The 25,089-nt window shown below is 53.8% G+C and carries 34 protein-coding genes and 4 tRNA genes; 23 read left to right on the top strand and 15 right to left on the bottom strand.

Translation table 11 applies throughout. The features are described 5' to 3' along the window. Positions 1–19: 19 nt before the first annotated feature. Entirely contained in the window at positions 20–892 is an 873-nt protein-coding gene (locus tag P3S72_RS23445; protein ID WP_017849182.1) for a NotI family restriction endonuclease, read from the bottom strand. Beyond that, entirely contained in the window at positions 889–2,019 is a 1,131-nt protein-coding gene (locus P3S72_RS23450; protein ID WP_276194438.1) for a site-specific DNA-methyltransferase, read from the bottom strand. The genes P3S72_RS23445 and P3S72_RS23450 overlap by 4 nt, the downstream gene beginning before the upstream one ends. A 346-nt stretch (positions 2,020–2,365) precedes the next feature. On the opposite strand from P3S72_RS23450, the gene P3S72_RS23455 reads away from it, so the two are divergent. From P3S72_RS23455 to P3S72_RS23480, 6 genes are all read left to right on the top strand, one after another. Next, entirely contained in the window at positions 2,366–2,680 is a 315-nt protein-coding gene (locus P3S72_RS23455; RefSeq protein ID WP_276194439.1) for a metalloregulator ArsR/SmtB family transcription factor, read from the top strand. Beyond that, the gene (locus tag P3S72_RS23460) at positions 2,677–3,111 is read left to right on the top strand and encodes a YeeE/YedE family protein (RefSeq protein WP_276194441.1); all 435 of its coding nucleotides are present in this window, start codon (positions 2,677–2,679) and stop codon (positions 3,109–3,111) included. Before P3S72_RS23455 ends, P3S72_RS23460 begins: the two co-directional genes overlap by 4 nt. A gap of 2 nt (positions 3,112–3,113) precedes the next feature. Next, a complete protein-coding gene (locus P3S72_RS23465; RefSeq protein WP_276194442.1) occupies positions 3,114–3,533 on the top strand; it encodes a DUF6691 family protein in 420 nt (139 codons plus the stop codon). 13 nt (positions 3,534–3,546) lie between these two features. Beyond that, positions 3,547–3,735, top strand: coding sequence for a DUF2892 domain-containing protein (locus P3S72_RS23470; protein ID WP_276194443.1), 189 nt, complete (start codon positions 3,547–3,549; stop codon positions 3,733–3,735). 199 nt (positions 3,736–3,934) lie between these two features. Then, positions 3,935–4,300: a DUF202 domain-containing protein gene (locus P3S72_RS23475; RefSeq protein ID WP_276194445.1), complete on the top strand. Its 366-nt coding sequence runs from the start codon at positions 3,935–3,937 to the stop codon at positions 4,298–4,300. Between the two features lie 527 nt (positions 4,301–4,827). Further along, complete coding sequence (locus P3S72_RS23480) at positions 4,828–6,039, top strand: site-specific integrase (protein ID WP_276194447.1); 1,212 nt, start codon at positions 4,828–4,830, stop codon at positions 6,037–6,039. Here the strand turns inward: P3S72_RS23480 and P3S72_RS23485 are convergent. Next, entirely contained in the window at positions 6,036–6,719 is a 684-nt protein-coding gene (locus P3S72_RS23485) for a hypothetical protein (protein WP_276194449.1), read from the bottom strand. The genes P3S72_RS23480 and P3S72_RS23485 overlap by 4 nt on opposite strands. A gap of 142 nt (positions 6,720–6,861) precedes the next feature. Between P3S72_RS23485 and P3S72_RS23490 the strand changes: the two genes are divergently transcribed. From P3S72_RS23490 to P3S72_RS23500, 3 genes are all read left to right on the top strand, one after another. Continuing rightward, entirely contained in the window at positions 6,862–7,062 is a 201-nt protein-coding gene (locus tag P3S72_RS23490) for a helix-turn-helix domain-containing protein (RefSeq protein WP_276194451.1), read from the top strand. A gap of 112 nt (positions 7,063–7,174) precedes the next feature. Next, complete coding sequence (locus P3S72_RS23495; RefSeq protein WP_026013795.1) at positions 7,175–7,411, top strand: helix-turn-helix domain-containing protein; 237 nt, start codon at positions 7,175–7,177, stop codon at positions 7,409–7,411. Between the two features lie 156 nt (positions 7,412–7,567). Next, positions 7,568–8,326 (top strand): hypothetical protein, encoded by a 759-nt coding sequence (locus P3S72_RS23500; RefSeq protein ID WP_276194455.1) that lies wholly within the window; start codon positions 7,568–7,570, stop codon positions 8,324–8,326. A gap of 105 nt (positions 8,327–8,431) precedes the next feature. Here the strand turns inward: P3S72_RS23500 and P3S72_RS23505 are convergent, their stop codons facing one another. Next, positions 8,432–8,797, bottom strand: coding sequence for a hypothetical protein (locus P3S72_RS23505; protein ID WP_276194458.1), 366 nt, complete (start codon positions 8,795–8,797; stop codon positions 8,432–8,434). A 145-nt stretch (positions 8,798–8,942) separates the two neighbouring features. After that, the gene (locus P3S72_RS23510; protein WP_276194460.1) at positions 8,943–9,173 is read right to left on the bottom strand and encodes a hypothetical protein; all 231 of its coding nucleotides are present in this window, start codon (positions 9,171–9,173) and stop codon (positions 8,943–8,945) included. A 169-nt stretch (positions 9,174–9,342) separates the two neighbouring features. Here P3S72_RS23510 and P3S72_RS23515 point away from each other — a divergent pair, with 169 nt between their 5' ends. The 3 genes from P3S72_RS23515 (at position 9,343) to P3S72_RS23525 (ending at position 11,968) form a co-directional block, all read left to right on the top strand. Then, a complete protein-coding gene (locus P3S72_RS23515; RefSeq protein WP_276194462.1) occupies positions 9,343–10,005 on the top strand; it encodes a DUF4145 domain-containing protein in 663 nt (220 codons plus the stop codon). Positions 10,006–10,059: 54 nt separating this feature from the next. Further along, on the top strand, positions 10,060–11,007 hold the full coding sequence (locus P3S72_RS23520; protein ID WP_276194464.1) for a toll/interleukin-1 receptor domain-containing protein: 948 nt from the start codon (positions 10,060–10,062) through the stop codon (positions 11,005–11,007). 295 nt (positions 11,008–11,302) lie between these two features. Further along, positions 11,303–11,968 carry a hypothetical protein gene (locus tag P3S72_RS23525; protein ID WP_276194466.1) on the top strand — a complete coding sequence of 222 codons (666 nt, stop codon included), beginning with the start codon at positions 11,303–11,305 and terminating at the stop codon, positions 11,966–11,968. A gap of 403 nt (positions 11,969–12,371) precedes the next feature. Here the strand turns inward: P3S72_RS23525 and P3S72_RS23530 are convergent, their stop codons facing one another. Next, positions 12,372–12,914: a hypothetical protein gene (locus tag P3S72_RS23530; RefSeq protein ID WP_276194467.1), complete on the bottom strand. Its 543-nt coding sequence runs from the start codon at positions 12,912–12,914 to the stop codon at positions 12,372–12,374. Positions 12,915–13,752: 838 nt separating this feature from the next. On the opposite strand from P3S72_RS23530, the gene P3S72_RS23535 reads away from it, so the two are divergent. The 6 genes from P3S72_RS23535 to P3S72_RS23560 all read left to right on the top strand — a co-directional run bounded on the left by P3S72_RS23535 (position 13,753) and on the right by P3S72_RS23560 (position 16,649). After that, on the top strand, positions 13,753–14,169 hold the full coding sequence (locus P3S72_RS23535; protein ID WP_276194470.1) for a DUF5681 domain-containing protein: 417 nt from the start codon (positions 13,753–13,755) through the stop codon (positions 14,167–14,169). Beyond that, on the top strand, positions 14,166–14,597 hold the full coding sequence (locus tag P3S72_RS23540) for a hypothetical protein (RefSeq protein ID WP_276194472.1): 432 nt from the start codon (positions 14,166–14,168) through the stop codon (positions 14,595–14,597). Before P3S72_RS23535 ends, P3S72_RS23540 begins: the two co-directional genes overlap by 4 nt. Then, positions 14,584–14,793, top strand: a complete 210-nt coding sequence (locus tag P3S72_RS23545) for a hypothetical protein (protein ID WP_141688907.1) — start codon at positions 14,584–14,586, stop codon at positions 14,791–14,793. The genes P3S72_RS23540 and P3S72_RS23545 overlap by 14 nt, the downstream gene beginning before the upstream one ends. 4 nt (positions 14,794–14,797) lie before the next feature. After that, positions 14,798–15,631 carry a hypothetical protein gene (locus tag P3S72_RS23550; protein ID WP_276194475.1) on the top strand — a complete coding sequence of 278 codons (834 nt, stop codon included), beginning with the start codon at positions 14,798–14,800 and terminating at the stop codon, positions 15,629–15,631. 68 nt (positions 15,632–15,699) lie between these two features. Next, positions 15,700–16,044 carry a hypothetical protein gene (locus P3S72_RS23555; protein ID WP_065869648.1) on the top strand — a complete coding sequence of 115 codons (345 nt, stop codon included), beginning with the start codon at positions 15,700–15,702 and terminating at the stop codon, positions 16,042–16,044. Positions 16,045–16,052: 8 nt separating this feature from the next. Next, a complete protein-coding gene (locus tag P3S72_RS23560) occupies positions 16,053–16,649 on the top strand; it encodes a tail assembly protein (protein WP_276194479.1) in 597 nt (198 codons plus the stop codon). A gap of 136 nt (positions 16,650–16,785) precedes the next feature. Here P3S72_RS23560 and P3S72_RS23565 read toward each other — a convergent pair whose 3' ends face one another. Beyond that, the gene (locus tag P3S72_RS23565; RefSeq protein WP_065895873.1) at positions 16,786–17,250 is read right to left on the bottom strand and encodes a trypco2 family protein; all 465 of its coding nucleotides are present in this window, start codon (positions 17,248–17,250) and stop codon (positions 16,786–16,788) included. A gap of 270 nt (positions 17,251–17,520) precedes the next feature. Here P3S72_RS23565 and P3S72_RS23570 point away from each other — a divergent pair, with 270 nt between their 5' ends. Next, positions 17,521–18,150 (top strand): recombinase family protein, encoded by a 630-nt coding sequence (locus P3S72_RS23570; protein ID WP_276194482.1) that lies wholly within the window; start codon positions 17,521–17,523, stop codon positions 18,148–18,150. An 18-nt stretch (positions 18,151–18,168) separates the two neighbouring features. Further along, on the top strand, positions 18,169–19,362 hold the full coding sequence (locus P3S72_RS23575) for a hypothetical protein (protein WP_276194484.1): 1,194 nt from the start codon (positions 18,169–18,171) through the stop codon (positions 19,360–19,362). A 150-nt stretch (positions 19,363–19,512) separates the two neighbouring features. On the opposite strand, the gene P3S72_RS23580 is transcribed toward P3S72_RS23575, so the two are convergent. Then, positions 19,513–19,589: transfer RNA gene (locus P3S72_RS23580), tRNA-Arg, on the bottom strand. Between the two features lie 324 nt (positions 19,590–19,913). Here P3S72_RS23580 and P3S72_RS23585 point away from each other — a divergent pair. Together P3S72_RS23585 and P3S72_RS23590 are read left to right on the top strand one after the other, a co-directional pair. Beyond that, positions 19,914–20,141 (top strand): hypothetical protein, encoded by a 228-nt coding sequence (locus P3S72_RS23585; protein ID WP_276194486.1) that lies wholly within the window; start codon positions 19,914–19,916, stop codon positions 20,139–20,141. A gap of 11 nt (positions 20,142–20,152) precedes the next feature. After that, positions 20,153–20,332 carry a PA3371 family protein gene (locus P3S72_RS23590; protein ID WP_276194488.1) on the top strand — a complete coding sequence of 60 codons (180 nt, stop codon included), beginning with the start codon at positions 20,153–20,155 and terminating at the stop codon, positions 20,330–20,332. A 66-nt stretch (positions 20,333–20,398) separates the two neighbouring features. Here P3S72_RS23590 and P3S72_RS23595 read toward each other — a convergent pair whose 3' ends face one another. Then, positions 20,399–20,689, bottom strand: coding sequence for a hypothetical protein (locus P3S72_RS23595; RefSeq protein ID WP_276194489.1), 291 nt, complete (start codon positions 20,687–20,689; stop codon positions 20,399–20,401). Between the two features lie 31 nt (positions 20,690–20,720). On the opposite strand from P3S72_RS23595, the gene P3S72_RS23600 reads away from it, so the two are divergent. Next, on the top strand, positions 20,721–21,047 hold the full coding sequence (locus P3S72_RS23600) for an Arc family DNA-binding protein (RefSeq protein WP_003193592.1): 327 nt from the start codon (positions 20,721–20,723) through the stop codon (positions 21,045–21,047). 102 nt (positions 21,048–21,149) lie between these two features. On the opposite strand, the gene mgtE is transcribed toward P3S72_RS23600, so the two are convergent. The 6 genes from mgtE to P3S72_RS23630 form a co-directional block, all read right to left on the bottom strand. Further along, positions 21,150–22,592, bottom strand: coding sequence for a magnesium transporter (gene mgtE / locus P3S72_RS23605; RefSeq protein WP_276194493.1), 1,443 nt, complete (start codon positions 22,590–22,592; stop codon positions 21,150–21,152). Between the two features lie 338 nt (positions 22,593–22,930). After that, positions 22,931–23,007, bottom strand: a tRNA-Arg gene (locus P3S72_RS23610). 72 nt (positions 23,008–23,079) lie between these two features. Beyond that, a tRNA-Arg gene (locus tag P3S72_RS23615) sits at positions 23,080–23,156 on the bottom strand. A gap of 108 nt (positions 23,157–23,264) precedes the next feature. Beyond that, positions 23,265–23,355, bottom strand: a tRNA-Ser gene (locus tag P3S72_RS23620). Positions 23,356–23,417: 62 nt separating this feature from the next. Continuing rightward, positions 23,418–23,606, bottom strand: a complete 189-nt coding sequence (csrA, locus tag P3S72_RS23625; protein ID WP_003175645.1) for a carbon storage regulator CsrA — start codon at positions 23,604–23,606, stop codon at positions 23,418–23,420. A gap of 172 nt (positions 23,607–23,778) precedes the next feature. Next, the gene (locus P3S72_RS23630) at positions 23,779–25,020 is read right to left on the bottom strand and encodes an aspartate kinase (protein WP_253398261.1); all 1,242 of its coding nucleotides are present in this window, start codon (positions 25,018–25,020) and stop codon (positions 23,779–23,781) included. Positions 25,021–25,089: the final 69 nt, after the last annotated feature.

Below are 25,089 nucleotides of genomic sequence, written 5' to 3' on the forward strand. Positions count from 1 at the left end.
ATCGCGCACTCAGGCGGCATCACACCAAACTGTCGGGCGTCCCCACTGCTTGGAACAACGTGCGGTCGGATAGCTTGGTCTGCAGCCCAATCAATATTTGCTCAAGCTCCACCCGGGCCTCTGCCTGGAGCCCCAGGCACATACCGATTCCGTCCGCATCCGTACTGAGTCGGGATGACATCGAGATCTTATAGTCGCCGGCACCTGCATTATCCATTTTATAGGCATGAAGATGCATTGAGTCGCCAATCAAGGCCGGTGTTTCAAGATGGTCGAATTTAAATTCCTTGGTCATGTAGCTCAGCAGTTTGTCCTGGACCACCAACACCAGCTTCTTGTTGAGGTGTTCAAATGTCTGCACTTTGTGGTGCATTTGAACCAAGATGGTTTTTGCGGTCATTTTCCAGTTCATTCCGAAGGTTTTATTGGACTCTTCAGCACTGTCCGACCTGGAAATCCCTAGCGTTTCCAGCATTCTCTGGCGCTCTGGCCAGACCGTTCCGGTCGTATCAAGGGTCTGCAGCTCGATGCCAACAAAGTCCTTCACCTTTCCATCTTTTACCGACACCAAGAAATAATCGACACTTCCCCCCGGGATCGACACTTCGGGGATGATGTGAAGCTCGTTCCCCGGTTCATGGGTCGTCAATAGATGAAAACAGTCGGTAAAAATCTGCCGGCGCTCGATTAGCCGGACAGGACAGATGATTACCGGTTCCGGCACTTTTCCGTACAGCACGCTGCACGTACCGATAGAAATGTCGGGGTTGGACTTCCTGACTTTGTAGCAACGCTTGTTGGTATAGGCGCAGCGTTGAGCGCCAATCACGCCTTGCCAGTCGACGGAGCGATTATGCGTACCCTTCCCGAACAACTCTATTATTTTGCTCATAACAGCGTATTGCACCTGTCTTTGGTCATCTCAAGATACTGCTCGGAGATATCTATCCCGATCGACTTCAAGCCTAAGCGTTGCGCCGCGACCATCGTTGTTCCCGTACCGCAGAAAGGGTCGATTGCCATACCGCCTGGTGGGCAGGTCGCCAATAAAGGTATACGGCACAGGTCGACCGGATAGGGGGCAAAGTGGGTTTCCCGGCCCTGCGAATCTTCCGGGAGAATGTCCCAGACGTCAGACGGTTTACTCCCCTTAGGGTGGTATTTAAGAAAGTAATAACCTTTATCCCTGAGTTCCTTCGCTCGCCCCGAAACTTTTTCACTGTCGGAGTGTGTCGCTCTTTGCTGCCCACGAATGATCATCCGGAAGTCTGACACTTTACCGGAAGACAAATCTGCAAGGATGCTGGCCAGGGCAGCATGCGCGGCTGATTTTTCTGCGTCGCTCAACGAGGTCGACAGCTCGATCTGGCGCTTGTAACGCACGCCGGAAACGCCCGTGGCTGAGACTATCGAGCCATTCACCACTTTGGACTCTCTAGGCTTGGACCTGACGGCATCAGCATTGTAATAATAGTTTTTTGACTGTTTCACGAAGTGAAACAAGTTTTCATGGACATTTCCAAGACGGTCCTTGGTGTTGTCCATGCCGCCTTTCAGCTTGTTCCATATAATGCTATTTCGAAGTATCCAGCCTTGATTGTCGGTAAGCTCGAACACCACTCGCCACGGAATCCCGAGCAGCCCCTTGCCGCTATAAGAATCACCGAGATTGAGCCAGAACGATCCCGTCGACTTCAGCACGCGTTTGAGTTCCAAAAACACAGCGCAAAGATCTGCGACGAAATCCCGATAGTCTTTCTCCAGGCCTATCCCACCGTTTTGATATTCCCGCTTCCCCCAGTACGGCGGTGACGTCATTGCAAAATCAACCGACTCGTCAGGCAGAGACCTCAATACAGCGAGGCAATCCCCGTTCAGAAGCAGGGGGCGTGTAGAAGATGACCGGCCGTATTTCAGAAGCGCAGAAGAAAAATCTTTCTGGACGATGGTCGAAGGTTCAAACGCGTCTTTCTCCTGCGCAGAAAATAGTGCTGGATCGTTAAGTTCTGTGTAGGTCATGAGGTGTCCAAACGGGAACGGCGGCAATGGCTACAGGATGGCCTTCTAACGCTGTCCTGATCAGACCCGGATGGTACAGAGCCTGAGGAAAGCCGGGCAAGCCAAACCGTACTGAAGGGACAGACGTTGAGCCACGGGGTGTCGACTCCCAGGGCTCGGTCAATTCGATCGCCTTGCGATGGCGCAGAGCGACCTCATTGGATCACCAAAGCTGAACCACTCACTTTCGCTTCGCCTTTAGCCCCCGACCTTCTCCTGCCAGCGACGAACGCAGATCGGTGCTGACATACACTTATTGTTTTTATATAATATTATTTAACAAACTGACCAGTTAGTGATCAATCGTATGCCCGAATCAGATCTCCAGCGGCTACACGCCAACGCCGATGCCGCCAGCAAGTTCCTTAAGGCTCTGGCCAATCCGGATCGTTTGATCCTGCTCTGCCAACTATCCCAAGGCGAGCGTAATGTCAGCGATCTGGAGTCACTGCTAGGGATACAGCAACCGACGCTTTCTCAACAACTGGCGGTGCTGCGCCGCGAAGCACTGGTGGATACCCGTCGAGACGGAAAGCAGGTGTTCTATCGCATCAGCAGTCCTGCGGCATTGGCCGTCATCCAAACCTTGTATCAACAATTTTGCGGAGCAGACGCGTCATGAATGTCGATTGGCTCAACTTCACTCCCTGGTCATCCCTTGCAGGCGGTGCATTGATTGGCCTGGCGGCCAGTCTTTTCGTCGTCGCCAACGGGCGCATCGCCGGCATCAGCGGTCTGATCGGCAGTCTTTTACAGCGGGGGAGCGAGGGGGCGGGTGAGAAGGCGCTTTTTCTCCTGGGCCTGCTCATCGCGCCGCTTCTATGGGGCTTGTTCGCCGCGCTGCCGCAGATTGAATTCCAAAGTGGCGGGTTCGGACTGATCGCCGCCGGTGTATTGGTGGGTATCGGCACACGATACGGCTCAGGTTGCACCAGCGGCCATGGCGTGTGCGGCATATCACGCCTTTCGCCGCGATCGATGGTCGCCACTGCCTGCTTCATGTTCAGCGGTTTCACCACTGTGTTTGTCCTGCGTCATCTGCTGGGAGGTTGAATATGAACAAACTGACGGCATTCATTGCTGGCCTGCTGTTCGGCTTGGGGCTACTGCTGGCAGGCATGGCCAACCCGAGCAAAGTCCTGGCGTTCCTGGATTTAGCCGGTGCTTGGGACCCTTCCCTCGCGCTGGTCATGGTCGGGGCCATTGGCATAGCCATTGGCCCGCTGACCTGGGCGCGCCAACAATCCCGCTCGCTGCTGGGAAGGCCAATGCAACTGCCGACCAAGCGTGAATTGGACCCGCGCTTGATCGGCGGCAGCCTGCTGTTCGGCATCGGTTGGGGAATAGCAGGCATCTGTCCTGGCCCTGCGGTGGCAATTCTGCTGACAGGACGCTGGCAAGCAATCGTGTTCATGTTGGCCATGCTGGCCGGCATGTTGTTGTTTACTGCGCTGGAGACCCGGCGCAACCACTGATCGGGAGATCGTCATGAAAGCGAACCTTGGAACCATTGACCGTAGCCTGCGCATTGTCGCCGGCCTGGTTCTCATTGGCCTCAGTCTGATGGGCGTGATCGGCTGGTGGGGTTGGATCGGCTTAGTGCCACTGGCTACTGGTCTTTTCCGCTTTTGCCCTATGTACAGGTTGCTGGGCATCAAAACCTGTAACCGTTGCTGAGCAAAAACCCATAGCGTTCACGTGCATGAGGCCATTGGCGCAGCCGATTTCGTGGCTATGCGCCAAGCACGGGACGCTGCGTTGGGCATGTGCGCGTTGACGCCAACAGCTGGATCTATAAACGTACAAGTCGAGTGTTTTTGTTCAAAACTATTCTGTGTGGAGTAGCTTCAAAAGCTGTTTGAACAAGGAAATTTCAATGTCCGACCTGAACGATCCGCGCGTATTCTTTGCCGCCGAGCGAACGTTGCTGGCATGGAACCGAACCAGCCTTTCGCTGATGGCATTTGGCTTTGTGATTGAACGATCCGGACTACTGCTGCAAATGCTGAAACCGGACGTTCCGAATTCTCCAGGAAAACACTTTTCGTTCTGGATCGGGCTGGCTTTTCTGATGCTGGGCTCATGGATTGCCTGCTGGTCATCCTGGCAATACAAAAAGGTGGTCAAGACCCTCAGGCCCGTTGAGATCCCCCTTGGCTACAGCGTTAATACCGGCCCTGGCGTTAATGTCATTACTGCAATCCTGGGCGTTTTGCTCATGGTCTATTTGTTCATTATGTGAGCAAGGCGGACCTGCCTGAGCTCACTTGGCTTCCCTGCGGGCCGAAAGCCGCGCAGCGTTCAACACTCGTTGAAGTTCACTTGGACGCGGCTTGCAGGGTGTCTAGAGAACACAGGGCGATTCACTATCCCTGTTCGGAGCAACCATCCGAGAACAACAAGTAAAACAGCGCTGCCCCCCCCGCTGTGGCAAGGATATTCAGTGCGAAATTCGTCAGCGTATCCATACCTTTCTCTGAGTTACAAAAAAGCCCCATCAGGAAACCTGAACGGGGCTAATTTTTCTGCGTCTTGCTGTCACCCTGCCGTCACTGCAAAATCAAGCATTACGCAGAAAAGGCTGAAAGCCTTTAAATAGATGGTGTCCCAGGGCCGGTTCGAACGGCCAACCTTCCCCTTAGGAGGGTTATATAAAGCCCAGCCACCATTGAGAAAACCCAGTATTTATTGGCCTTAGCGTCCGGTTGTGTCCGCAAAAACGACCCCGTATAGTTCTTTTTGCACCCACCATGCACCCATGGGAACAAATTGAAAGAGAAGCTAACAGCCAAACTGCTGGGATCACTGCAGGTCACTGGCAACGAATACGAAGTTCACGATACCACCGTCAGCGGTCTATTCGTGCGTGTTACTGCCGCGGGTGCAAAGTCTTACGTCGTCTCCTGGGCCCGTGGCCGGAAGAAGACTTTAGGCCGTGTCGGCATACTCACGCTTGATCAAGCGCGCACAGAGGCCACTCAGTACCTCGCAGAAGCCCGAGCACATGGAGAGCCTCTGGCGGTCACTCAAGGCCGAAGGGGCGCCACCCTGCCCTCCTTGCGCGACTTCATTGAAGACACCTATATGCCGTGGTTCAAGGCTCATCACAAAGGTCACGAGAAGACGCAACATACCCTCAGTAATAACTTCGACCCAATCATGGCCCAGCGCCTGGACGCGATCACCGGACGAGACCTGGAGCAGATCCGCACCGGATGGATGCAGGCCAGCAACAAGGCCTCGACGGTGAATCGAAAAATGGGCTCGATCAGTGGTGTTTTCAGTCGTGCCGTTGAGTGGGAGTACATCGATACACACCCGCTGGCCAAGCTGAAACAGCTCAAAGTCGATTCAAAGGGGGTGATTCGCTACCTTGCTGCTGACGAGACCAAGCGTCTACGCGATGCCCTGGACGCTCGACAGGATGAAATGAGGACCGAGCGTGAGAGTGCGAACACTTGGCGGACGGATCGCCACAGAGAGCCACTGCCAAGCCTCCTGCAACTGCCCTTCACCGATCACCTGAAGCCAATGGTGTTGGTATCGTTGAATACCGGCATGAGGCGCGGAGAGCTGTTCGACCTGAAATGGTCAGCGGTAAACTTCGACACGAAGACAATCACAGTCGCAGGGGCCACCACTAAGACAAGCGATACTCGCCACATCCCGATGAACAAGGAGACTATTGATGTGCTGGAAGCCTGGAAGAAGCAGGTGAGCAAGTCGCCGTATGTCTTCCCAGGTCAGGGCGGCGGTCGCTTTGAGGACGTCAAAAGCGCCTGGCTCAAGTTGCTTGAGCGGGCGCAGATCGACGGGTTCCGCTGGCACGATATGCGCCACGACTTCGCTTCACGCCTGGTAATGGCCGGCGTACCGCTCAACACGGTGCGAGATCTGCTGGGGCACGCCGATATCAAAATGACGCTTCGCTACGCGCACTTGGCGCCAGGCACCAAGGCAGCGGCAATAGAGCTGATCTAGCGTTTTATCCCAAGACTTTCATTTAGATCATCCGACTCCTTCTCTGCGCCCCTAAAGCTGACCCCTTCATCATCGTAGATCACTACCTTGGGATCTTTTATGTCAGGGGCCACTGCGGCAATAGGCTTACCTATGAAGGCCTCTACTTCTGCGATTGATAAATCGGCACACACACCTTTCTCAGCAAGCTCTGCAGCCCTTTGCCGAATCAAATCCCATGCGAGCTTTATCACTCTTCGTTTAGGAGTGATAAAGACAGTTTTGCCATCTTCACTTTGCTGAAACGCGCCATGCATATGCCTGAAGTCATGTGCTCGATAGTCAAATTCTCGACGATCCCGCACTTGGTAAGTCGTGAAGAAGAGATCACTGGCGCCTTCCAATACAGCGCGGATACAGCCCTCTTCATGATTCAGAAGTGACGGAGCAAAAAGAGCCAGATTTACGACCCTCTCGCTCTCCACTGGAGACCAAATACGCACGGAAGCGCCTGTTAGAGAAATTTCATCCTCTCCAAATGGGACTTTTCTATCAAACCCCAGCCGTGACACAGCCGATTCAATCACGCCTGTAATGGTCTGATGCCCGGCTCGGGACAGCAACTCAATGAGAAACTTGGTTCGCGGATCAAGCCGAAGTGTCAGAGCATCGGTTTTTTTTGGCGTCTTCTTTGTCGTCATTCGAATCTCCTGTGCGAACAAGTATACGCGCAGATGAGTCCGATTCAATTCGAATAATACTGCACATCATTTGACGTGCAGTATTTCTGTGAGGTAATCTGATCTTGCTGGCCCATTTCCGTCGGCCAGGAGGAGAAAAATTATGTCGCAGGCAGCAACAATCGCACCTCTTTCCGTAAGCGTAGAAGAGGCAGCCCGATTGGTAGGGCATTCGAGGTCGGGAATTTATGAAGTTATCGCCCAAGGAGAATTAAAGGCGTTCAAATTGGGCAAACGCAGGCTGATCTTGATGACCGAGTTGAAGTCATGGATTGAGCGCGCAGCGAAAGAAGGTGCTCGATGAGAACAACCGACAAAAAAACGGAGATAGATCACATAAAAGAGAGCGTTAAGGCGGTGTTCGAGCACCGCCCTAACGAAAACACACTGGATAGCACCAACGTGAAGGCCAAACTATGACACGCCATTCTTCGACAGAGCAAGACTGCAAGATGATGGAGGCCCTGCGAAACGGGCCGGTATCGACCATCGAAGCCGCCAAGGACCTGGATATCGTCCAGCCCCCCAACACCATCCGCCGCCTCAGGAAAAAGGGTCATGAGATCCGCACCTATTGGACGCACCAGTCCACCGAGCCAGGCCGGCCACCTCATCGCGTGGCCAAGTACATCCTGATGCGCGAAGCGTCGTAATCCGGAGACCACAAGGGGCGCCGCGAAATTGCGGCGTCCCTTGTGCCTGCCTGCGAGCTGCTGGCGGGCCTCGGCCCGTTGCTTATCCAGCCGAATCACGCTGAGGTCGATTCAGTGGAATGCCTAGCCACAAAACTACTTAGCCGTGGAGACACGGTGAGCATTGAGCGTGGGCAGCTCGTCATTCAACCGGCGAGCGGCAAGCCCGTGCCGCCTGAGTGGATCAACACCAACCGGGCCAGGCTTTGCCGTGAAGCGCTTATTTCATTAGGCCTGGATGCTTTCGAGTACACGGATTATTCAACTGGTCACTATGGCAAAACTCGGAGCGCCGGTATCACGTTGCGGTTCGTCTCGCTAGTAAATGGGGAGTCTGTATACGCCGTTTTCAATGCAGACCTGACCCGTCAGCGGAACACAGCCGCAGCTAAGGCTGGCACGCTGCTTCCCAGGGGACAATTCCGTATAGGTAAGCGCAGCCACTTCTACAAATTCTGGATGGGCACGGGCTTGCCATTCCCTCGGCGCCTTTCAGCTATGCACGATTACATGGGGAAACTGCGTGGCGTCATGCTGACCGGATTGCTGACTGACGACCGTATTAACGCCGGCAGTTTGGCGCCTATCAGCCTGACTGCCGAGCAATTCAGAAAGGCAATTTTGCCGGACAAATTCCGGACAATATCCGGACAACTGCCGGACAACTTCCGGACAAGAGCCCCGGACAAGGAAAACGCTACAGCCCATGCAGTGCGCGGGTTACAGCCGATTTCAACTACGTGCGTTTCAAACCACGAAAACAAGTTAATAAGAAAGGACGAATACAAGACAGCTTCCATAACTGATTTACCTATCCCTAAGCCTCCTCAGGATCAGAGTGTTGACGAGTGGTTGGAGGCATACAGCTCCACATGATCTACCTTGCCGAAAAGGCCCCCGCCGCCGGCAAATGAAAAAAGGGCACCACCCTGTTTCGGGGTAGTGCCCTTGATGCTGCGAAGGTTTCGTAGATTGCCAGCCCTACTCCAACACCACCGCGCGGTATTGCTGATCGCCGCCCAGGTCATCTGAGCAGAACAGAGCCTGATTGACGGCCTTCCTACTCTCAAGCAGAAGGTCATGCTCATCATAAGTGCCAATGTCCGCCGCAACCCACTCAGGGAGCTCCTGACGCCGCCGCATCTCGCTCAAGTGCGTCCACCACCGGGTAGCGTGACGCCGCTCTGCGAGAATGAGCTCAACCATTAAGGTTCGTTGGTTGTCGGTGAAGAGAGGCAGGTGTACGGCGCTAGAGTCACCCACCTCAGTGCCTACCGAGCCCTCCCTTTCAAATTCGGACTTATCTTGGCCTTTCAGAGCGTTACTGATATTTTGGTTAAATTGCATGACGTGTGCCTCTAAGCTTCGTCGTGTGATAGCCAGGCCGCTGTTAGCGCAGCGGCTTGGCACCTCTTCTGAGTTGGCTCAAAACAGAGCCATTGATTCAATCGGCTAATTTCTCAGCCGATCAATCGGCGAAATATCCCACCGATTACTGCTTACCCTTCTCGCTGATCCAGCCTGCCGCCCAGCTCAAGGGATCTTTCGACTCCATTGGCTCAAGTGGCTTCCCTGCCCGTGCTGCCCTGATCCCCTCCTTTGCTGTCTCTTCGTGAATCCAGACCGTTGTCCGCTTGTAGCCTGCTGCCTTCTGCCGTTCGGCGAAGTCCCGCTGCCGATCCGCACCAGTCCTCTTGCCAGACACGCTGCCCGAATCTTCCATCCCTTCCTCCCGTTAGTGCTGACATAGGAGAATAATGTCACGCTGTTAGTGCTGACGCAACTAGGGGATGCAAAATAATTACAGGGCTCCGATCGACTTATCATTTGAGTATTGCCGTCCTGACCCGACGCAGGCCAAGATTAGCGATCACTCAAGGAAGGAACATCTGATGACTGCGATGATCGCAAGGCGGTTTGTCGAGCTTGAGCAGCAACTGGAAGAGATCCTGGCGTCTAAAACCCATAGAAACAGTTCGTATACAGGTTCGAGTTACGAGCACATCGAATCGGACCGAGTGCTCAATTGGGGCGTGAAGGTCAAATCATTGTTTGAGCGGTTGGGCTCAGAAGCGGCAAGTCAGTTAAAGACATTTATTGAAGCCGATGAATATCGATCATTCGATTCGGAGGTAGATCGCCTGAATCGCCTCAGAGCGATCTTCCTCGCTACCAAGGAGGATTTCGAAGGCGGCTACTTAGTGTCGTACCGCAACCTGGTTCAAGCAGAGGTATTTTCCAATGAACTAGAGCAAGCAGAGGAGCTGTTCAGAAACGGCTACGCCACTGCTGCGGCGGTAATCGCAGGTGTTGTCCTCGAGACGAGTCTGCGCGATCTGTGTTCAGCCCATGATCTAGAGCACGGCGGCCTCAATAAAATGAACGATGACCTAGCTAAGGCCGGCGCATACAACGCCAGTCAGAAAAAGCGGATCACCGCTTTGGCTGCAATTCGCAACAGCGCCGCGCATGGTAAACCAGAGGAGTTCACGGCTGGGGATGTGAAAGGCATGATTGATGACGTGGAGCGTTTCCTTGCGATGACTCTCCAATGATACGAGTTAACACTTTAAGAAATGCCATTTGATTTTGATTTACGGAAAACATCAATGAAAAAGGAAGGCAATATCTTCATCTCTTATGCGTGGGGCGGCGCACTAGAAAAAAAGGAATGGATGAGAAACAATATAATTTCTTACCTGACTTGGCAGTACGAAGTATTCTGGGATAGAGATAGTATCCCCTACGGAAAAACAATTGACAGCACGATATCTAAAGCACTTAGCAAAAGGCCAATAACAATATTTTGTATTTGCGACAATGAATATCTAGCCTCATCACAAAAAGTTAACTCTGGTCTATACCGAGAGCTTTCTACGATGGATAACCTTGCAGATGACGACGAAGTAAATATAGTTCCAATCATAATCGACGCCGAGTGCAAAAAAAGCCTACCTAAACTACTCAGCAGCAGGACTTACTTAGACCTATCTGACCACCACCGAAGAGGCCTCACACTTGGCCCTGTCATACTTCAGGTGGCGAATGGTTCTACTCAATCTGATATTACACTTTGTCTGGCGGAGCAAATCAGAGTTGAAAACATCCGCGACAGAGCAAAGTCATATTTTTGTGATTTTCCTGTGACACTGATCGGTAACGCCAGCACCCACGAAGTGCTTGACCCGTTAAGAAAAGCGCTCGTCCCCCCGCAATGGATGTGGGATAGCAAAGAATGGGGGTATATGCTGAGCGACGAAAACGAAAACGAAACGTACTGCCCTTCTAAAGGGATCTGGCATTGGGATCATTGGTCACCATCTAAAGGGATGCGCGCGCTGGGAACCGCAGCTTTATCGGCATTCTTCCCCCACCGTACAAGCGTTGATCATATTGAGGCAATTGAACAAGGTGGAGCAATACTAGCGAGGAGCTTCTTCGCAATGACAAAAAAAACGGAATCCTTTACCTTTGATGCGAACGATATTATCGTTTCATTATTCGCAAACGAATATGGCGTTAAAGTGCTAGATACATTACTTCCGCCTAAAGAGTAAGTGGACTAAATGCAATCAGAACTCTGACCTGGAAGGTGGACTGGCCTAATGCCCTAGCTTAGGGTCAGATCTGAAATCTGCCCCATCTGGATTTCAAATTCGAGGAGAGAAAGGTCCAAATCTTGGTCAATTGCGGAGTGTTCAAATCTGAGCACGCCTAACGCTTAGGCTAGATCACACGGAAGGATGAGTTCCCGCCCTGGAACCTAACAGAACGAGATTGCGAATAGCCTCGACTCTGACTAACATGATAGCTATGAGCCACCAAAAACGCGAATTCAGGTAGACATACTCAATGCGACACTTATCAAAAATTAATATATTTTTAGCGCTTCTTTTATCTTTTTTAATTGGATCACTATTTGGGCTCTCAGTTAATTTAGGGTGGGGGCTACCACTCGGAACATCTTTAACTCTAGTCATTGCCACATTGGGTTTCGGGGTAGCGTTCTACCAGTCATATTCAACGAGAAAACATAATAGACTTCTGGTAAAACCCCACCTATTAATTAAATCTCCTATTTCAAGCATTCAATTAGAGGGCTATTACACCTTTACATTAATGGTGAGAAACTCAGGACTTGGGCCAGCACTGATTGAAAAGTTTTCAATATCAATTGGAGATGACGGAGAAATCGTTAGCGGTACTTTATTAGATACCATTCGAAAACACGCTCGGGATCACTTCAGCGCTAAAGGTAAAACACGCTGCTTGGCAAATTTTTTGCGAGAGGGCGACGCTATAGATAAAGGGGAAGAGAAAATACTAATCCAAATAAATTTCGCTAGAGAAGGCGTACACCCCAATGAAGCTCGACAATTAGCATCGACCTACTCTTCTGGCATAAAAATCAATATTGACTACCATTGCCATTACGGTCAAAAATTCAAATCAGAAAGACTGGCAACACAAACTCAACAAAAAAAACCTGATTTACTTACTGTCGCCTCGACCGAGTAAAACACCAAAAAAACGTGTTGATCTCGTAGCATCTTGCCACCGGATCATAAGAGCTTAGTACATAGTCGGCGGGTAATAATGTCCCCTGCGTGTCAACGTAGTCTCACTGAGACGTTTTTGTCTCACTCAGCGTGGTGGAAACGCCACAGTGTGTGGGGAACAACAGACGGGGAAGTGGTCAACATCACCATACCTTTGCCGCAAGACTCAGGATGGAGCCTCCTCCCCTCCCATCGAGACAGACCAAATGAGCCGACTCGGACCATTTGGTCTGATTGGCTCTCGATCCTCCTGACAGCAGGCCGGAACAGGTGTTGCCGCGACAGCAACACCCTCGCTCAAATGTGAGCACATCTGCTCACATTGCCAGTGCTCGATATCTAAAGGCCGGCGGCCCTTACTTCTAGTTGGATGCTATTGCTCGCTCTACGAACGCTCTTAGGCAGAGGCCGGATGTGAGGAACTGATCCAGGAACACAACTTGACCGCCCTGCCGATAAGCGGTGTTCAGCGGTCCTTTCTTAGCGTCCAAGGTGAGAACAACCGACTCGAAGGATCGGGAAGCCAATGCTACATCTGCTTCGTTAGGATAAAGCCTTGATTTAGCTTTCATGCGCGCACCGATGGTACTCCGCTGCTGCGCCATGAACGCCAACTCCGCCTCGCTTGCGAAGCAACCCTGATCGAACCCCCCATATCGTTGTTCATCCGCCGGCACAGACTCGTCGTAGAAACCGAATAGCGGAACCGTCTTCACGGCCCGCTGGACCGTTGTGTTGATGAAGGTCTTCAGCTCAGCCTTCTCCTCGGGGATTGGTGGTATCTCAAACTCCGCTTCCCGGGTCATGCAAAGACAGTACTGGTTAGCTGGAAACTCTGCGGTTAGATCTATTTGATGCTCGAACAGTAGATTCCAGACATTTGCGTCAATATAAACGCTGATCATGTGCGCGCTCCTTGCGGTCGTTAGGTCGCTGTCTTGTCAAAACATTTAGAAAGGACAATGCACAGCCTAGCCTTAGAATCTTGCCGTGCCGAGTGAGACGTTTCGGTCTAAGTGGGATGGTTTGGTCTCACTGAGACGTTTTGGTCTATCTGGCAGATCTGGAGTCGTTCCGATGTTATCGGTGCTCAACCCGAGTATTGCGAGACAGACCATATGAGCCGAATCGGACAGTATGGCCTGACTGGCCGGTAACGCTTCTAACGGCACCTTACCGTTACCTGGCGTGCGTCGAAGCCTGACAGCAGGCCGGAACAGGTCAACAACCGTTCGACGACTCATCAGCGAATTTCCCGCGCCACGTTTTCATATCTCGCAATACGTGGCGCGTAAACCTGACATACCAAAACGGTTGGTCAGCCCTCCCCGCTCCATCCGCAATCTGAGGTCGGACTGAGCTGAAATCCCAGCCCTGTATCACTTTGCCTACCCTCGATTTACTGCAACAAAAACGCCCTCTCCAATCCCGCCAAAACCAACTATTTCAGTCCCATTCAATCCCGTTCTGTGTATCACCTTAGGTGCACCTAAAAAGCACTGGATAAATGATCAGATCATGCCTAATGTGAGTTTTTGAGCCACTCAAAACCCCATTCGAGGCAGCACCTATGAACACAGCTAAGCCCGCCCGAGGACGCCAGCACAAACCAACTCGCTCTGAAGTTGCTGCCGCCTGGGGCCGCCTTCGCGAAGCCGCAGCAGACGGGAGCGTTCAAGCATCTGCCCTGCTGATAGCGCTCGCTGAAAACAAACCGGTCATCGCCATGGAATCGCCCACCGCATGACTGATCGCGATAAAGCCGGCAAATGGAAGCCGGGGCAGTCAGGTAATCCAGGTGGCCGTTCTGGCCAAACGCAGGAGCTGCGCGCACGACTCGCGGAAGGTGCAGACGCCGTGACAAAGAAGGTTCTGACAGCGGCCAAGAAGGGCGATATGCAAGCTTGCCGACTGATCCTTGAGCGCCTAGTGCCCCCGATCAAACCAACTGCCGAGACGGTGTGCTTCGACCTAGACGACACCGATCTGCCCAGCGCCGCCAAATCAATCCTTCGCGCAGTTGCCGCCGGCGAGCTACCACCCGACCAGGGCAAAGCATTGATTGAGGGGCTAGGCGCCGTCGCCCGGGTGATCGAAGTTGCCGAGCTACAGAGGGCCGTCGAAGAACTCCGCGAACAGATGGAGGGAATGCGGCAATGAGCATTAAGTGGATGCGGGCCGAGCTTAAGCGAATTGCAGAGAAGATCGGCACCGAAGACGAGGAGACAGTGCTCGTTATGTTGACGGTGGTGGACTGCAGGGTTGACGCGGTTGAGGGGGAGATGGATTACCCCGAGACAGTGGGCCACTCCTTCAACTATCCCCTCCTCGGCGTACAGACGGTCATGCACTTCCCACTGTGCACCATGAACAGCTATGACGCGGCCAATCTGGCAGAGGCGTTCATTCTCCACGTCCGCTCAACTGAAAGCCTCCGCCGTCCCGCTCCGGTAGGTGTGATGGATATGCGGCCATTCCCAAGCGCTGGCGCTTGGATCTTCCCGCCATTGGCTGACGGGCAAGACATCAAAAATCACGTCGCCGAACAGTACCGGCTGATCCTCGAGGCCCGCCATGAACATCCGTAGCCAGGTGGCCAAGCTGCGTCAGCAATCCGGGCTCACTCAATTCAATCGTGACGTGCGAGAGATCAGCGCCCTTATGGACGAGTTGCACGCAGCAGCAACCGGCGGTGACGCCCGGGAGAACTTGTCCCTACTCCAAATCCTGAGCGAAGCCTCAGACCAAAACCGGCCGAACCACGGCCAGACAATCAAAAGGTAACTCCATGAAAATCGGCAAACGATCCGTCCTCAAAGTTGGCTTGGCCAACCTGCATTACTCCGAATACGAACACCACCAGGTAGAGGCAAGAACATTCAACATTCAACGACCCGATGGCACCAAAGGCACCTGGCAGGCCGGTGGCTTGTTGAAGTCTGTTCGCCATTTACAGGGATTGTCGCTGGAGGCGTTCAAGGACCTCGGAGAAGAAATCCTTTCGATTCGCGGGAACAAGGACCTCAACGCCGCTGCCATTGAGCGAAAGGGCAAGGAGCAGATCGATGGAATCATCCCCGCCCTGATGCCGGCGATGGAGAAAGCAGCAAAAGATATGCTCACGTTGGCTCAGACAGTGGCTAGCGGCTTTGCTGCGGTCACGCCTCGCGCGAGCTCGGACGTTGTTGGTTTCCTGGCTGATCAGGAGCTGCGAGCCATCGTGCGAGGCCTCAAGCCGGAGGAGCGTCAGCGGCTAGTAGCTGAAGCGCGCGCAGGCAATCACCCCGACGTTGTAGAGGCGGTGCTCAGGGCAAACCCCATGCTTTCCGGGCTATCGCCAGAGGCGGCTGACAGCCTTTCGCGCGCAGGCATTGCCGCGTCGCGCGCCGAAGACATTGAAGGGCTCAAGCAGATGCTAGCTATCTACGATGACGTGCTGGCCACCGCCTCCAATGCCGGTGTCGCACTGAGCGGTATGGTCGCCAATTCGAATGGGTACACCGGCCGGTTTGAGAAGTGGCGATCGGGATGTGAGGGCTCCGAAGCACTTCGCGAATGGCTGGCAAAAATGCCCACCCGCACCTCTGCAAAAGCGACCCCTGATCAATCCGAAGCGGCCTAACTGACCATCCGTGCGCTACGCAATTATTGGTAGCGCCGATCAGCGGCAGACTCTGTGAGTGTGACGATATGACCTTTCAAGAGCGCTTTACCGAAGCGTGCAGCACCCAGAAGTTCAAACCCTACGAGCTGATACAGGGGCCCGACGCCGGCTATTTGGTGTGGGAGGTTCAACACGTCCGCAATGGCCAACAGGTGACCATCGACGGCCCCTATTTCACCGAGGAAGAGGCCAGGGTGTCAGCCGACCTGATGCGGGGAACATTCCGCGGTGCCCGGGCCAGCGAGGCGATTTACAACCGGGTGTGGAACTACGACCCGCGCCAGGAGCAACTGACCATCGACCAGGCGCATATGTCGCGTGCGGTACTCGCCATTCGTCTTGGGCTGCCCGCCCCATCCACCAAGCCATAGGAGGCCCCATGGCCGCTACAGCAATCGAATACGCCCCGCTCACCACCATCAAACTGTACGGGCAGCTACGGCAGTTCGGTAAGTCCTACCAGTTCTCCGTCCGCACGACGGCCGAGGCCATCAAAGCACTGTCAGTGCAGATCCCAGGGTTTGAACGGTTTCTGTCTAACGCAAAGTCTCGCGGGCTCGTGTTTGCCGTGTTTCGAGGCAAGAAAAATATCGGGGAGAGCGAGCTCACCTACCAAGGACAAGGCGACATCATCATCGCGCCTGTGATCGTTGGCAGTAAGCGCGCTGGGGTTTTGCAAACGGTCGTCGGTGCGCTGCTTATAGCTGCTTCATTCTTCACGTTCTGGGCGCCTCCAGTATCAGCCGGCCTGTTTGCATCTGGCGTGGGTATGGTCGCCGGCGGCGTAATCCAAATGCTCAGCCCCCAGGCCGGCGGCCTCAAGACCAGCGCGGCACCTGAGAACACCCCGGGGTATGCCTTCGGCAGCGCCAAGAACACCACTGCATCCGGTAACCCGGTACCGCTCTGCTACGGCAAGCGGCGGGTAGGCGGCGCGATCATCAGTGCTGGAGTTTATGCTGAGGATCAGGTGTAAGCGCAATCGAGTACGAACCATCAGAACGCCTAACAGATATCCGTCTTGATGGGGCTCTCCACTTAAGTAACCGCGCCCATGCCCCAATAAAATGTGTGGCGACAGGAGCGCTGTCGTCATCTCACCTAAAGCATCACTATTTCGGACCTTTGTGAGTACTTTTCTTGCCTGTAGCCGTAGGAGAGCTTTTCGAGGGGCCAGATTTCTTCGCTCTAGGCGCCTCTTTATTGACAAATTTCGGCGCTTCTTTGACGACCGTCCCTCGAGGTAATGAAACAGTGAAGGTATTTGTTGATCTGCCTTTAAGTGCCGTTGGCGTCACCTTGTCAGGTATCGTTATGGGATGCATTTCCTCGTCCGCATCAGCGTACACAAAGGGATGCAATTTTATCGTCACCTTGTGAGTCTGAGTGGCCTTTGTTGACCCGCCAATATCAAGAACTAAGAGCTTTGCCCCAGCCTTAGCGCTTGCATCCAAACTAAAAGAAACCTCCAGCTGGACCTCTCCCATCTCAAAAAATGGGGTGTCGTTATCGATTGATTCAATCAGCTCGGCCTTCACCTCTTTTATGAAGTCAGACAGGCTTATATTCCCTTTCATCACATATCCTTTTAAGTGAAATACGATAATCAGCCAGCTGCAACTGAGTGGTTCTGATGTTAGCTCAAGACCTGAGCTTTGCTAAAAACTGGGGGTAGAACCAAGAGAGGAGTTCGAGGCATGGATCGAAGCGCTCGAATCCGGTACAGCTTGAGGGTATGCCTATCCAGATACAGGCTTATTTTGCCTTTTTCGGGCTTCCCGCTTGATAAGTAACACCTAAAGTGCAACAGTATTAGTAGAACGCCCTAACTGATACAGGCACCCATCATGTTCATCCGCGCATACCTCAGAGCATCCACCGAAGAGCAAGACGCCGGTCGCGCCCGCGCCTCGCTCGAGCAGTTCGCCAGCGACCATAACAAGGTCATCGCCAGCGTGTACCTGGAGAACGCCAGCGGCGCCACCGCCGACCGGCCGGAGCTGGCGCGCCTGCTGAAAGATGCCCGCAAGGGTGACGTTCTGCTGGTGGAATCTATAGACCGCCTCTCCCGTCTCCCAGTAGAAGACTGGCAAAAGCTCAAGGCCGCTATCGACTCCAAGGGCCTGCGGATCGTCGCGCTCGACCTGCCGACCAGTCACCAGGGAATGCAGGACACCAAAGAGGACGAGTTCACCGGACGGATGCTGGGGGCTATTAACTCAATGCTGGTGGAGATGATGGCGGCAATTGCCCGCAAGGATTACGAGCAACGCCGGAAGCGCCAGGCACAGGGTATAGAGAAGGCGAAAGCGGCAGGTAAGTACCAAGGGCGCCCCATTGATGCAGATCTGCATAGGCGCGTGTCTGAACTGCTCGCCGCCGGCCTAGGTATACGCGCAACTGCTCGGCACGCCAGTTGCTCAACGACGACAGTTCTGAGAATTAGAGATCATGCGATAAGCGTCACTTCTGCATAACTTTGGCTGGAGGCCAAGATGGCTATAGTTACTCACGTTGTCGGGGATTGCCCGGGCTGCGGCGAAAAGAACTCTTTTGGGAACGTGATGATCCCGCAGGGACGCTACCTCATGCGAGGCTGCAAAAAATGCAGATTCACTACAGAGGTCTACCTTCCGCCCGTAAGAAAAAAGGTTCTTTATCTAGATCAGTTCATTTTATCCGGAGCACTGCGAGGAGGCGATGAGCGATTCGTCAAGGCTGTCGAGCGAGTAACCCAGGTTTGTTCCCTGCAATTGCTAATAGCGCCGTACTCAAGCGTCCATGTCGAGGAGGCTCATCAATGGAGGGAACATGAAAGCTTGATGAGCTTTATCAAAAAATCCGCTCGAGGCTCAGAATTTAACCATGCGTCAGACGTTGAATCCACGCAGATCTATACCGCATTCTCCGCGTTCCTGAAAGAAGAGCCTTCAGGATTTGTGCTAAGGCAAAATGATGCTATTCAAGGAGATATCGATGCTTGGGACGATTACTTTTATCTCGACGTCGGCAAATACAGCGGCGACATCGATGAAATCAGAAGACTGAAGGGTGTTGCAGTCACGCTACTTGTAGACGCGTTCGATGGATGGCAGGCGTCGGAAAATTCGTTCGAACAGAATCTCGATCTTGAATTGAGTGACGCGGGCAAACCTTACATCGACTCATATCTCGATTTTGTACGGCGACTAGCCAACGGGGATTACGCGGCGATGATGGATGCGCCCGCAACCTCTTCCGTAGTAGAGGGGATGATGAATTTCCTCTCCGATGAAATACCTTTCTGGGACCGCATAAGCATATGTCGGAGTTTCTTCGCATCTGAGCACTTTGCTCGCGTTCCGACAATTGACCTATCAGTCAAAATGTTTGCGACCTTAAAAAGCATGGTTAAGCGGGGAGCCTACGCAAATCGAACGTCAGCACTGAAACGACTTAGCGGTGTTTTTTATGACATCAAGCATATTTCAACCTACGCCCCCTACTGCGATGCCTTCTTTATGGACAATGCAATGGCCGAGCTAGTGAAGCAGCCGACAGTCGGTCTCGAGGAGCGATATGGCACAAAGGTCTTCAGCGCGAACAACCTAGACGAATTCCTTGCATGGCTAGACGAGCTAGAAGCGAATATTGATGAAGAGCATCTCTCCGCGGTAAAAACCGCATACCCTCGACTACAGCTTCGCTAAGGTCCTACTCGGCAAGAACAAAAAAGCCCCCTTCAAATATTGGCCATCTGAAAGGGGCTTTTTCTCGCAATCACAAACTCGTTTGCACCCACCCTGCACCCACAGAGTTAAGAGAGCAGACTGAGAAAACGCTGTAAGCCTTGAATAATATGGTGTCCCAGGGCCGGTTCGAACGGCCAACCTTCCCCTTAGGAGGGGGATGCTCTATCCAATTGAGCTACTGGGACAAATGACAGTCATCAGGCTAAGGGCACTGCGACGGACGGCGTGCATGTTAACGGCCAAGGTGGTTTTTGTCATGTCGTCCGTAGGCTTTTTGAGTGTAAGCCAATACTTGCGCCACTGATCACGGTTTCGCCCCGCAAATCCGGGCACCTGAGGCTATCGTGCAAAATGCATTACGCCAAAATGCCAGCATTGCAAATTGCAACCCAACCGACCTTTAGATTAAACTCAAGCCATTGATTTTATTGAAATAAAACATTGGCACGGCATCTGCAATAATTCTCCCACAAAACCATTCGGCTGAACCCGCTGCGGAGAAGATGACGATGAACAGCACCCTTCTGTTAGCCCTCAATACCGTAGCCCTGGCCGCACTGGTGATGTTTCATTTTCAGTCGAGCTCCAGCGATGACACCGCGCAAATCCGCCAGCCCGTGCCGCATCATCTGCAACAACGCCCGCAATTGGCGGTGATGACGGCCAACCCGCAATCACCTGTGCGCCTTACCCAAAGCACTCAGCCCGCGCCCGCCACTGAACACTGGGTTTTCTGAGGAAGCCTTCCATGTCCAAATTCGCCTGGCTGTTTTTGTGCCTGACCGTCGTGACTGCCGTGCTGGGTATGTCTACCTCGTCCCACGACGCTCACGCCACCACCCTCATCGCCAGCGCCGTCTTCGGCAGCCTCCTGTTGTTGACGCTTATCGTCGGCCGCCGAATCAAATTCGACCCCGTGTTGCGCTGATTCTCCGTAGCCCTGCACCGACCTTATGTCGCCTCGCGCTAGTAAATCGGCAAATTGCCACTAGTCTTAAAAACAAGGGCAAAAGGCCATATTGCGATACGATATGCACCCCAACGCCTTTAGCAGCAATGGCTTGCGGGATGATGGACTGTGGCGATCGCCCGCAAAAAAGTTTTCCAACCAGTCCGCAAAAATGCAAATCAGTACTGGCATAAAGCCTTTAGGCAGTTCAATATTTGTCACAGAATTGACGCCAAGGAACCGGCAAAATTGAGGCATGATGCGGCCTCTTTGCAATTCAGGTTGAACTTTGGTCGTGAGCCTTGTCTTAACACTCATCTTGCGGCCAATTCCCATAACCGCTCCCCTGAACTAACCGGTTAAATATATGCGCCCATTGAAACAGGCAATTTATTCCAGCCGCACGGCTGACAAGTTCGTCGTACGTCTGCCAGACGGAATGCGGGAACGCATTGCCGAGGTGGCTCGCAATCATCACCGCAGCATGAACTCCGAAATCATCGCGCGCCTTGAGCAGAGCCTCATTCAGGAAGGCGCGTTGGGTGAAGAGTTAAGCATGCGCCTGGACAGCCCTGAGCTGTCACTGCACGAACGCGAACTGCTGCAGCGTTTTCGTCAGCTCTCCCACCGCCAGCAAAATGCCCTCGTTTCGCTTATTGCACATGACGTTGAGGCGGCCGCAGAAGCCAATTGATCTGCCCCTGAAAGCCGAAGCCAGCCACGTGCTGGCTTTTTTTTGCGCGCAATTCGGGAAGGCAATACTGGGCGGGGGCTGGGTTGCCCCCGCCGCGAGGGGTCAGAGCAGGAAGATCGTCGCCAGGCCAAGGAAGATGAAGAAGCCGCCACTGTCGGTCATGGCGGTAATCATCACACTGGCACCCATGGCCGGGTCGCGCCCGAGGCGCGCCAGGGTCATGGGGATCAGCACCCCCATCAAGGCCGCCAACAGCAGGTTAAGCGTCATGGCGGCGGTCATGACCACCCCCAGCGACCAGCTGCCGTACAGTAAGTAGGCCACGATCCCGATCACCCCGCCCCACACCACGCCATTGATCAGCCCCACCGCCAACTCCTTGCGCATCAGGCGCGAGGTGTTGCCGGTATTGACCTGGTCGAGCGCCATGGCGCGCACGATCATGGTAATGGTCTGGTTGCCGGAGTTACCGCCGATCCCGGCGACAATTGGCATCAACGCCGCCAGCGCCACCAGCTTCTCGATCGAGCCTTCGAACAGCCCGATCACCCGCGAAGCGATAAACGCGGTGATCAGGTTTACGGCCAACCACGCCCAGCGGTTACGCAGGGAGCGCCAGACCGACGCAAAAATATCTTCCTCTTCACGCAGACCCGCCATGTTGAGGACTTCGGTTTCACTTTCTTCACGGATCAGGTCGACCATTTCATCGATGGTCAGACGACCGATCAACTTGCCGTTCTTGTCGACCACCGGGGCCGAGATCAAGTCGTAACGCTCAAATGCCTGGGCGGCATCGTAGGCGTCTTCATCCGGGTGGAAACTCACCGGATCGTTGGCCATCACGTCCACAACCTTCTTCTCGGGGTCGTTGACCAGCAGGCGCGTGATCGGCAACACGCCCTTGAGAATCCCTTCGTAGTCGACCACGAACAATTTGTCGGTATGCCCTGGCAGCTCTTTCAGGCGACGCAGGTAACGCAGTACCACTTCCAGGCTGACGTCTTCGCGGATGGTGACCATCTCGAAGTCCATCAGCGCGCCGACCTGGTCCTCGTCATACGACAGCGCGGAGCGCACACGCTCACGCTGCTGGCCATCGAGGGTTTCCATCAGCTCATGGACAACATCACGGGGCAGCTCGGGGGCCAGGTCAGCCAGTTCGTCGGCATCCATCTCCCGGGCCGCAGCCAGGAGCTCGTGATCATCCATGTCGGCGATCAGGGTTTCACGGACGGAGTCGGATACTTCGAGCAGGATGTCGCCGTCGCGGTCGGCCTTGACCAACTGCCAGAGGGTCAGTCGATCATCCAGCGGCAAGGCTTCAAGGATATAAGCGACGTCGGCGGAGTGCAGGTCATCGAGCTTGCGTTGCAACTCGACGAGGTTTTGCCGATGAACCAGGTTTTCGACGCGGTCGTGGTGCGGACCTTCCTGGCGGTGCGTGAGGTCTTCGACCAAACGCTGGCGCTGCAGCAGCTCGATAACTTGAGCCAGACGATCCTGCAGGCTTTCTTGTGTTTTTTTTACTTCTACTTCGGTCATAGGCGAACTCCACTCCCAGCAGCGGGGCACGCCGGAAGGATCAATCAGTCAATTCATGATTGGTAAAACGGGGTACTGAGTAACTACTGGGTAAGTCCATGGAGGTATTCCACAAGCCCCGGCGGGGCTGACGGGCGCAATGATACACCGCCCGCCGCTTTTAACGTCAAAAAACTGGTAAGAACAAGCGCTTGCGAGCCAAAGCTGAGGACTGGCCGCATCTATGAACTGCGACGCCGCCGCGCGAAAGGAAAACACATGAGGTGGGAGAAAAAGGCTAAATCCTACATAACCCCAAGACGGCAAAAAGCCCGCACTAGGCGGGCTTTTTGTTTGTATGGTGCACTCGACAGGATTCGAACCTGTGACCGCTCGGTTCGTAGCCGAGTACTCTATCCAGCTGAGCTACGAGTGCAGATTGTGTTTTTAGACCAGATCACAACTGGTTGTAACCAAATCACCTGCATTACTGCAACTGACTCTTAAATGGTGCACTCGACAGGATTCGAACCTGTGACCGCTCGGTTCGTAGCCGAGTACTCTATCCAGCTGAGCTACGAGTGCATTTGTTGCCGCGCATTATAGGCCGTTCAATCTCTATGTAAAGCGATTTTTTCGAGTAATTTCAACAACTTACCGATAAATCCAGATTGCAACGTACTAAGCAAATAATGGCGGAGAACGGGGGATTCGAACCCCCGACACCCTTTTGAGGTGTACTCCCTTAGCAGGGGAGCGCCTTCGGCCACTCGGCCAGCTCTCCGCAACACGGGGCGTATATTAACCACGTTCTTCCCCGTTTGCAAACATAAAAAACGATAAAAATTAAAGGCTTGGTTCTTCGTCCTTCTCTTTCTTGATCCGCAGATAGATTTCCTCGCGATGGACCGCTACCTCTTTAGGAGCGTTAACCCCAATACGCACTTGATTGCCTTTGACGCCGAGCACGGTCACGGTGATTTCGCCATCACCAATAATCAGGCTTTCTGCGCAACGACGGGTCAGAATCAACATACCTTTCACCTCACGCACTTCAGTTCAGGAACAACAGTCTGCAAAAAAAGGCCTTCGACCTACGGCTCATCGGCCATAGCCCTACCGGCTAAGTATTGTCGAGCCCGTGCAAAACACACGCACCCTACAAAAAAATGAAAGGCGCGGTAAACCGCGCCTTCCTGGCATTGCGTCACTCGCCCTGTCGGGCCGGAGCGTCCAGCTCAAAAGCGGTATGCAGCGCGCGTACAGCCAGTTCCAGGTACTTCTCTTCGATCACTACCGAGACTTTGATTTCCGACGTGGAGATCATCTGGATATTGATGCTTTCCTTGGCGAGAGCCTCGAACATGCGGCTGGCAACGCCAGCATGGGAACGCATGCCCACACCCACGATCGACACCTTCGCAATCTTGGTATCGCCGACCACTTCACGGGCGCCAATCCCGCTCGCGGTGTTCTGCAGGATACGTTCGGCCGCTTCGTACTCATTGCGATGAACGGTGAAGGTGAAATCGGTGGTGTTATCGTGCGAAACGTTCTGCACGATCATGTCGACTTCAATGTTCGCGCCGCTGATCGGGCCGAGGATCTTGAACGCAACGCCCGGGGTGTCTGGCACGCCACGGATCGTCAGCTTGGCTTCATCGCGGTTGAAAGCGATGCCGGAAATGATCGGCTGTTCCATGGATTCCTCTTCATCAATAGTAATGAGGGTGCCCGGACCCTCCTTGAAGCTGTGCAATACGCGCAGCGGAACGTTGTACTTGCCGGCGAATTCCACCGCACGGATCTGCAACACCTTGGAACCGAGGCTGGCCATTTCCAGCATCTCTTCGAAGGTGATCTTGTCCAGGCGCTGGGCCACGGACACCACGCGCGGATCAGTGGTGTAGACGCCGTCCACATCGGTATAGATCTGGCATTCGTCAGCCTTGAGCGCGGCCGCCAGGGCCACACCGGTGGTGTCCGAACCGCCACGCCCGAGGGTGGTGATATTGCCGTGCTCGTCAACGCCCTGGAAACCGGCGACAACTACCACACGACCGGCCTTCAGATCAGCGCGAATCTTCTGATCATCGATTTGCAGGATTCGCGCCTTGGTGTGCGCGCTGTCGGTGAGGATACGCACCTGACTGCCAGTGTAGGACACCGCCGGCACACCGCGCTTGTTCAGCGCCATGGCCAGCAGGCCAATGGTCACCTGCTCGCCGGTGGACACGATCACATCCAGCTCACGCGCCAACGGTTGTTGATCGCCGCTGATGGCCTTGGCCAGTTCGATCAGGCGATTGGTCTCGCCGCTCATGGCCGACAGCACCACCACCAGGTCATCGCCGGCGTCGCGGAATTTCTTAACCTTGTCGGCGACCTGCTCGATTCTTTCGACAGAGCCGACCGAGGTGCCTCCAAATTTCTGTACGATCAAAGCCATTTCTAAGCCGCCTCAGCCCGTAAAGGGGCGCCCAATAAACCAATCTTCCAGCAACCGAGCGAGCCCGTG

It is taken from the genome of Pseudomonas sp. D3, from assembly GCF_029320995.1.
Classification (GTDB): Bacteria; Pseudomonadota; Gammaproteobacteria; order Pseudomonadales; family Pseudomonadaceae; genus Aquipseudomonas; species Aquipseudomonas paraveronii.

Coding starts and splice junctions, on each gene's coding strand:
- P3S72_RS23445 (WP_017849182.1), bottom strand. CDS start 892: ATGAGCAAAATAATAGAGTTGTTCGGGAAGGGTACGCATAATCGCTCC.
- P3S72_RS23450 (WP_276194438.1), bottom strand. CDS start 2,019: ATGACCTACACAGAACTTAACGATCCAGCACTATTTTCTGCGCAGGAG.
- P3S72_RS23455 (WP_276194439.1), top strand. CDS start 2,366: ATGCCCGAATCAGATCTCCAGCGGCTACACGCCAACGCCGATGCCGCC.
- P3S72_RS23460 (WP_276194441.1), top strand. CDS start 2,677: ATGAATGTCGATTGGCTCAACTTCACTCCCTGGTCATCCCTTGCAGGC.
- P3S72_RS23465 (WP_276194442.1), top strand. CDS start 3,114: ATGAACAAACTGACGGCATTCATTGCTGGCCTGCTGTTCGGCTTGGGG.
- P3S72_RS23470 (WP_276194443.1), top strand. CDS start 3,547: ATGAAAGCGAACCTTGGAACCATTGACCGTAGCCTGCGCATTGTCGCC.
- P3S72_RS23475 (WP_276194445.1), top strand. CDS start 3,935: ATGTCCGACCTGAACGATCCGCGCGTATTCTTTGCCGCCGAGCGAACG.
- P3S72_RS23485 (WP_276194449.1), bottom strand. CDS start 6,719: ATGACGACAAAGAAGACGCCAAAAAAAACCGATGCTCTGACACTTCGG.
- P3S72_RS23490 (WP_276194451.1), top strand. CDS start 6,862: ATGTCGCAGGCAGCAACAATCGCACCTCTTTCCGTAAGCGTAGAAGAG.
- P3S72_RS23495 (WP_026013795.1), top strand. CDS start 7,175: ATGACACGCCATTCTTCGACAGAGCAAGACTGCAAGATGATGGAGGCC.
- P3S72_RS23505 (WP_276194458.1), bottom strand. CDS start 8,797: ATGCAATTTAACCAAAATATCAGTAACGCTCTGAAAGGCCAAGATAAG.
- P3S72_RS23510 (WP_276194460.1), bottom strand. CDS start 9,173: ATGGAAGATTCGGGCAGCGTGTCTGGCAAGAGGACTGGTGCGGATCGG.
- P3S72_RS23515 (WP_276194462.1), top strand. CDS start 9,343: ATGACTGCGATGATCGCAAGGCGGTTTGTCGAGCTTGAGCAGCAACTG.
- P3S72_RS23520 (WP_276194464.1), top strand. CDS start 10,060: ATGAAAAAGGAAGGCAATATCTTCATCTCTTATGCGTGGGGCGGCGCA.
- P3S72_RS23525 (WP_276194466.1), top strand. CDS start 11,303: ATGCGACACTTATCAAAAATTAATATATTTTTAGCGCTTCTTTTATCT.
- P3S72_RS23530 (WP_276194467.1), bottom strand. CDS start 12,914: ATGATCAGCGTTTATATTGACGCAAATGTCTGGAATCTACTGTTCGAG.
- P3S72_RS23535 (WP_276194470.1), top strand. CDS start 13,753: ATGACTGATCGCGATAAAGCCGGCAAATGGAAGCCGGGGCAGTCAGGT.
- P3S72_RS23540 (WP_276194472.1), top strand. CDS start 14,166: ATGAGCATTAAGTGGATGCGGGCCGAGCTTAAGCGAATTGCAGAGAAG.
- P3S72_RS23545 (WP_141688907.1), top strand. CDS start 14,584: ATGAACATCCGTAGCCAGGTGGCCAAGCTGCGTCAGCAATCCGGGCTC.
- P3S72_RS23550 (WP_276194475.1), top strand. CDS start 14,798: ATGAAAATCGGCAAACGATCCGTCCTCAAAGTTGGCTTGGCCAACCTG.
- P3S72_RS23555 (WP_065869648.1), top strand. CDS start 15,700: ATGACCTTTCAAGAGCGCTTTACCGAAGCGTGCAGCACCCAGAAGTTC.
- P3S72_RS23560 (WP_276194479.1), top strand. CDS start 16,053: ATGGCCGCTACAGCAATCGAATACGCCCCGCTCACCACCATCAAACTG.
- P3S72_RS23565 (WP_065895873.1), bottom strand. CDS start 17,250: ATGAAAGGGAATATAAGCCTGTCTGACTTCATAAAAGAGGTGAAGGCC.
- P3S72_RS23570 (WP_276194482.1), top strand. CDS start 17,521: ATGTTCATCCGCGCATACCTCAGAGCATCCACCGAAGAGCAAGACGCC.
- P3S72_RS23575 (WP_276194484.1), top strand. CDS start 18,169: ATGGCTATAGTTACTCACGTTGTCGGGGATTGCCCGGGCTGCGGCGAA.
- P3S72_RS23585 (WP_276194486.1), top strand. CDS start 19,914: ATGAACAGCACCCTTCTGTTAGCCCTCAATACCGTAGCCCTGGCCGCA.
- P3S72_RS23590 (WP_276194488.1), top strand. CDS start 20,153: ATGTCCAAATTCGCCTGGCTGTTTTTGTGCCTGACCGTCGTGACTGCC.
- P3S72_RS23595 (WP_276194489.1), bottom strand. CDS start 20,689: ATGGGAATTGGCCGCAAGATGAGTGTTAAGACAAGGCTCACGACCAAA.
- P3S72_RS23600 (WP_003193592.1), top strand. CDS start 20,721: ATGCGCCCATTGAAACAGGCAATTTATTCCAGCCGCACGGCTGACAAG.
- mgtE (WP_276194493.1), bottom strand. CDS start 22,592: ATGACCGAAGTAGAAGTAAAAAAAACACAAGAAAGCCTGCAGGATCGT.
- csrA (WP_003175645.1), bottom strand. CDS start 23,606: ATGTTGATTCTGACCCGTCGTTGCGCAGAAAGCCTGATTATTGGTGAT.
- P3S72_RS23630 (WP_253398261.1), bottom strand. CDS start 25,020: ATGGCTTTGATCGTACAGAAATTTGGAGGCACCTCGGTCGGCTCTGTC.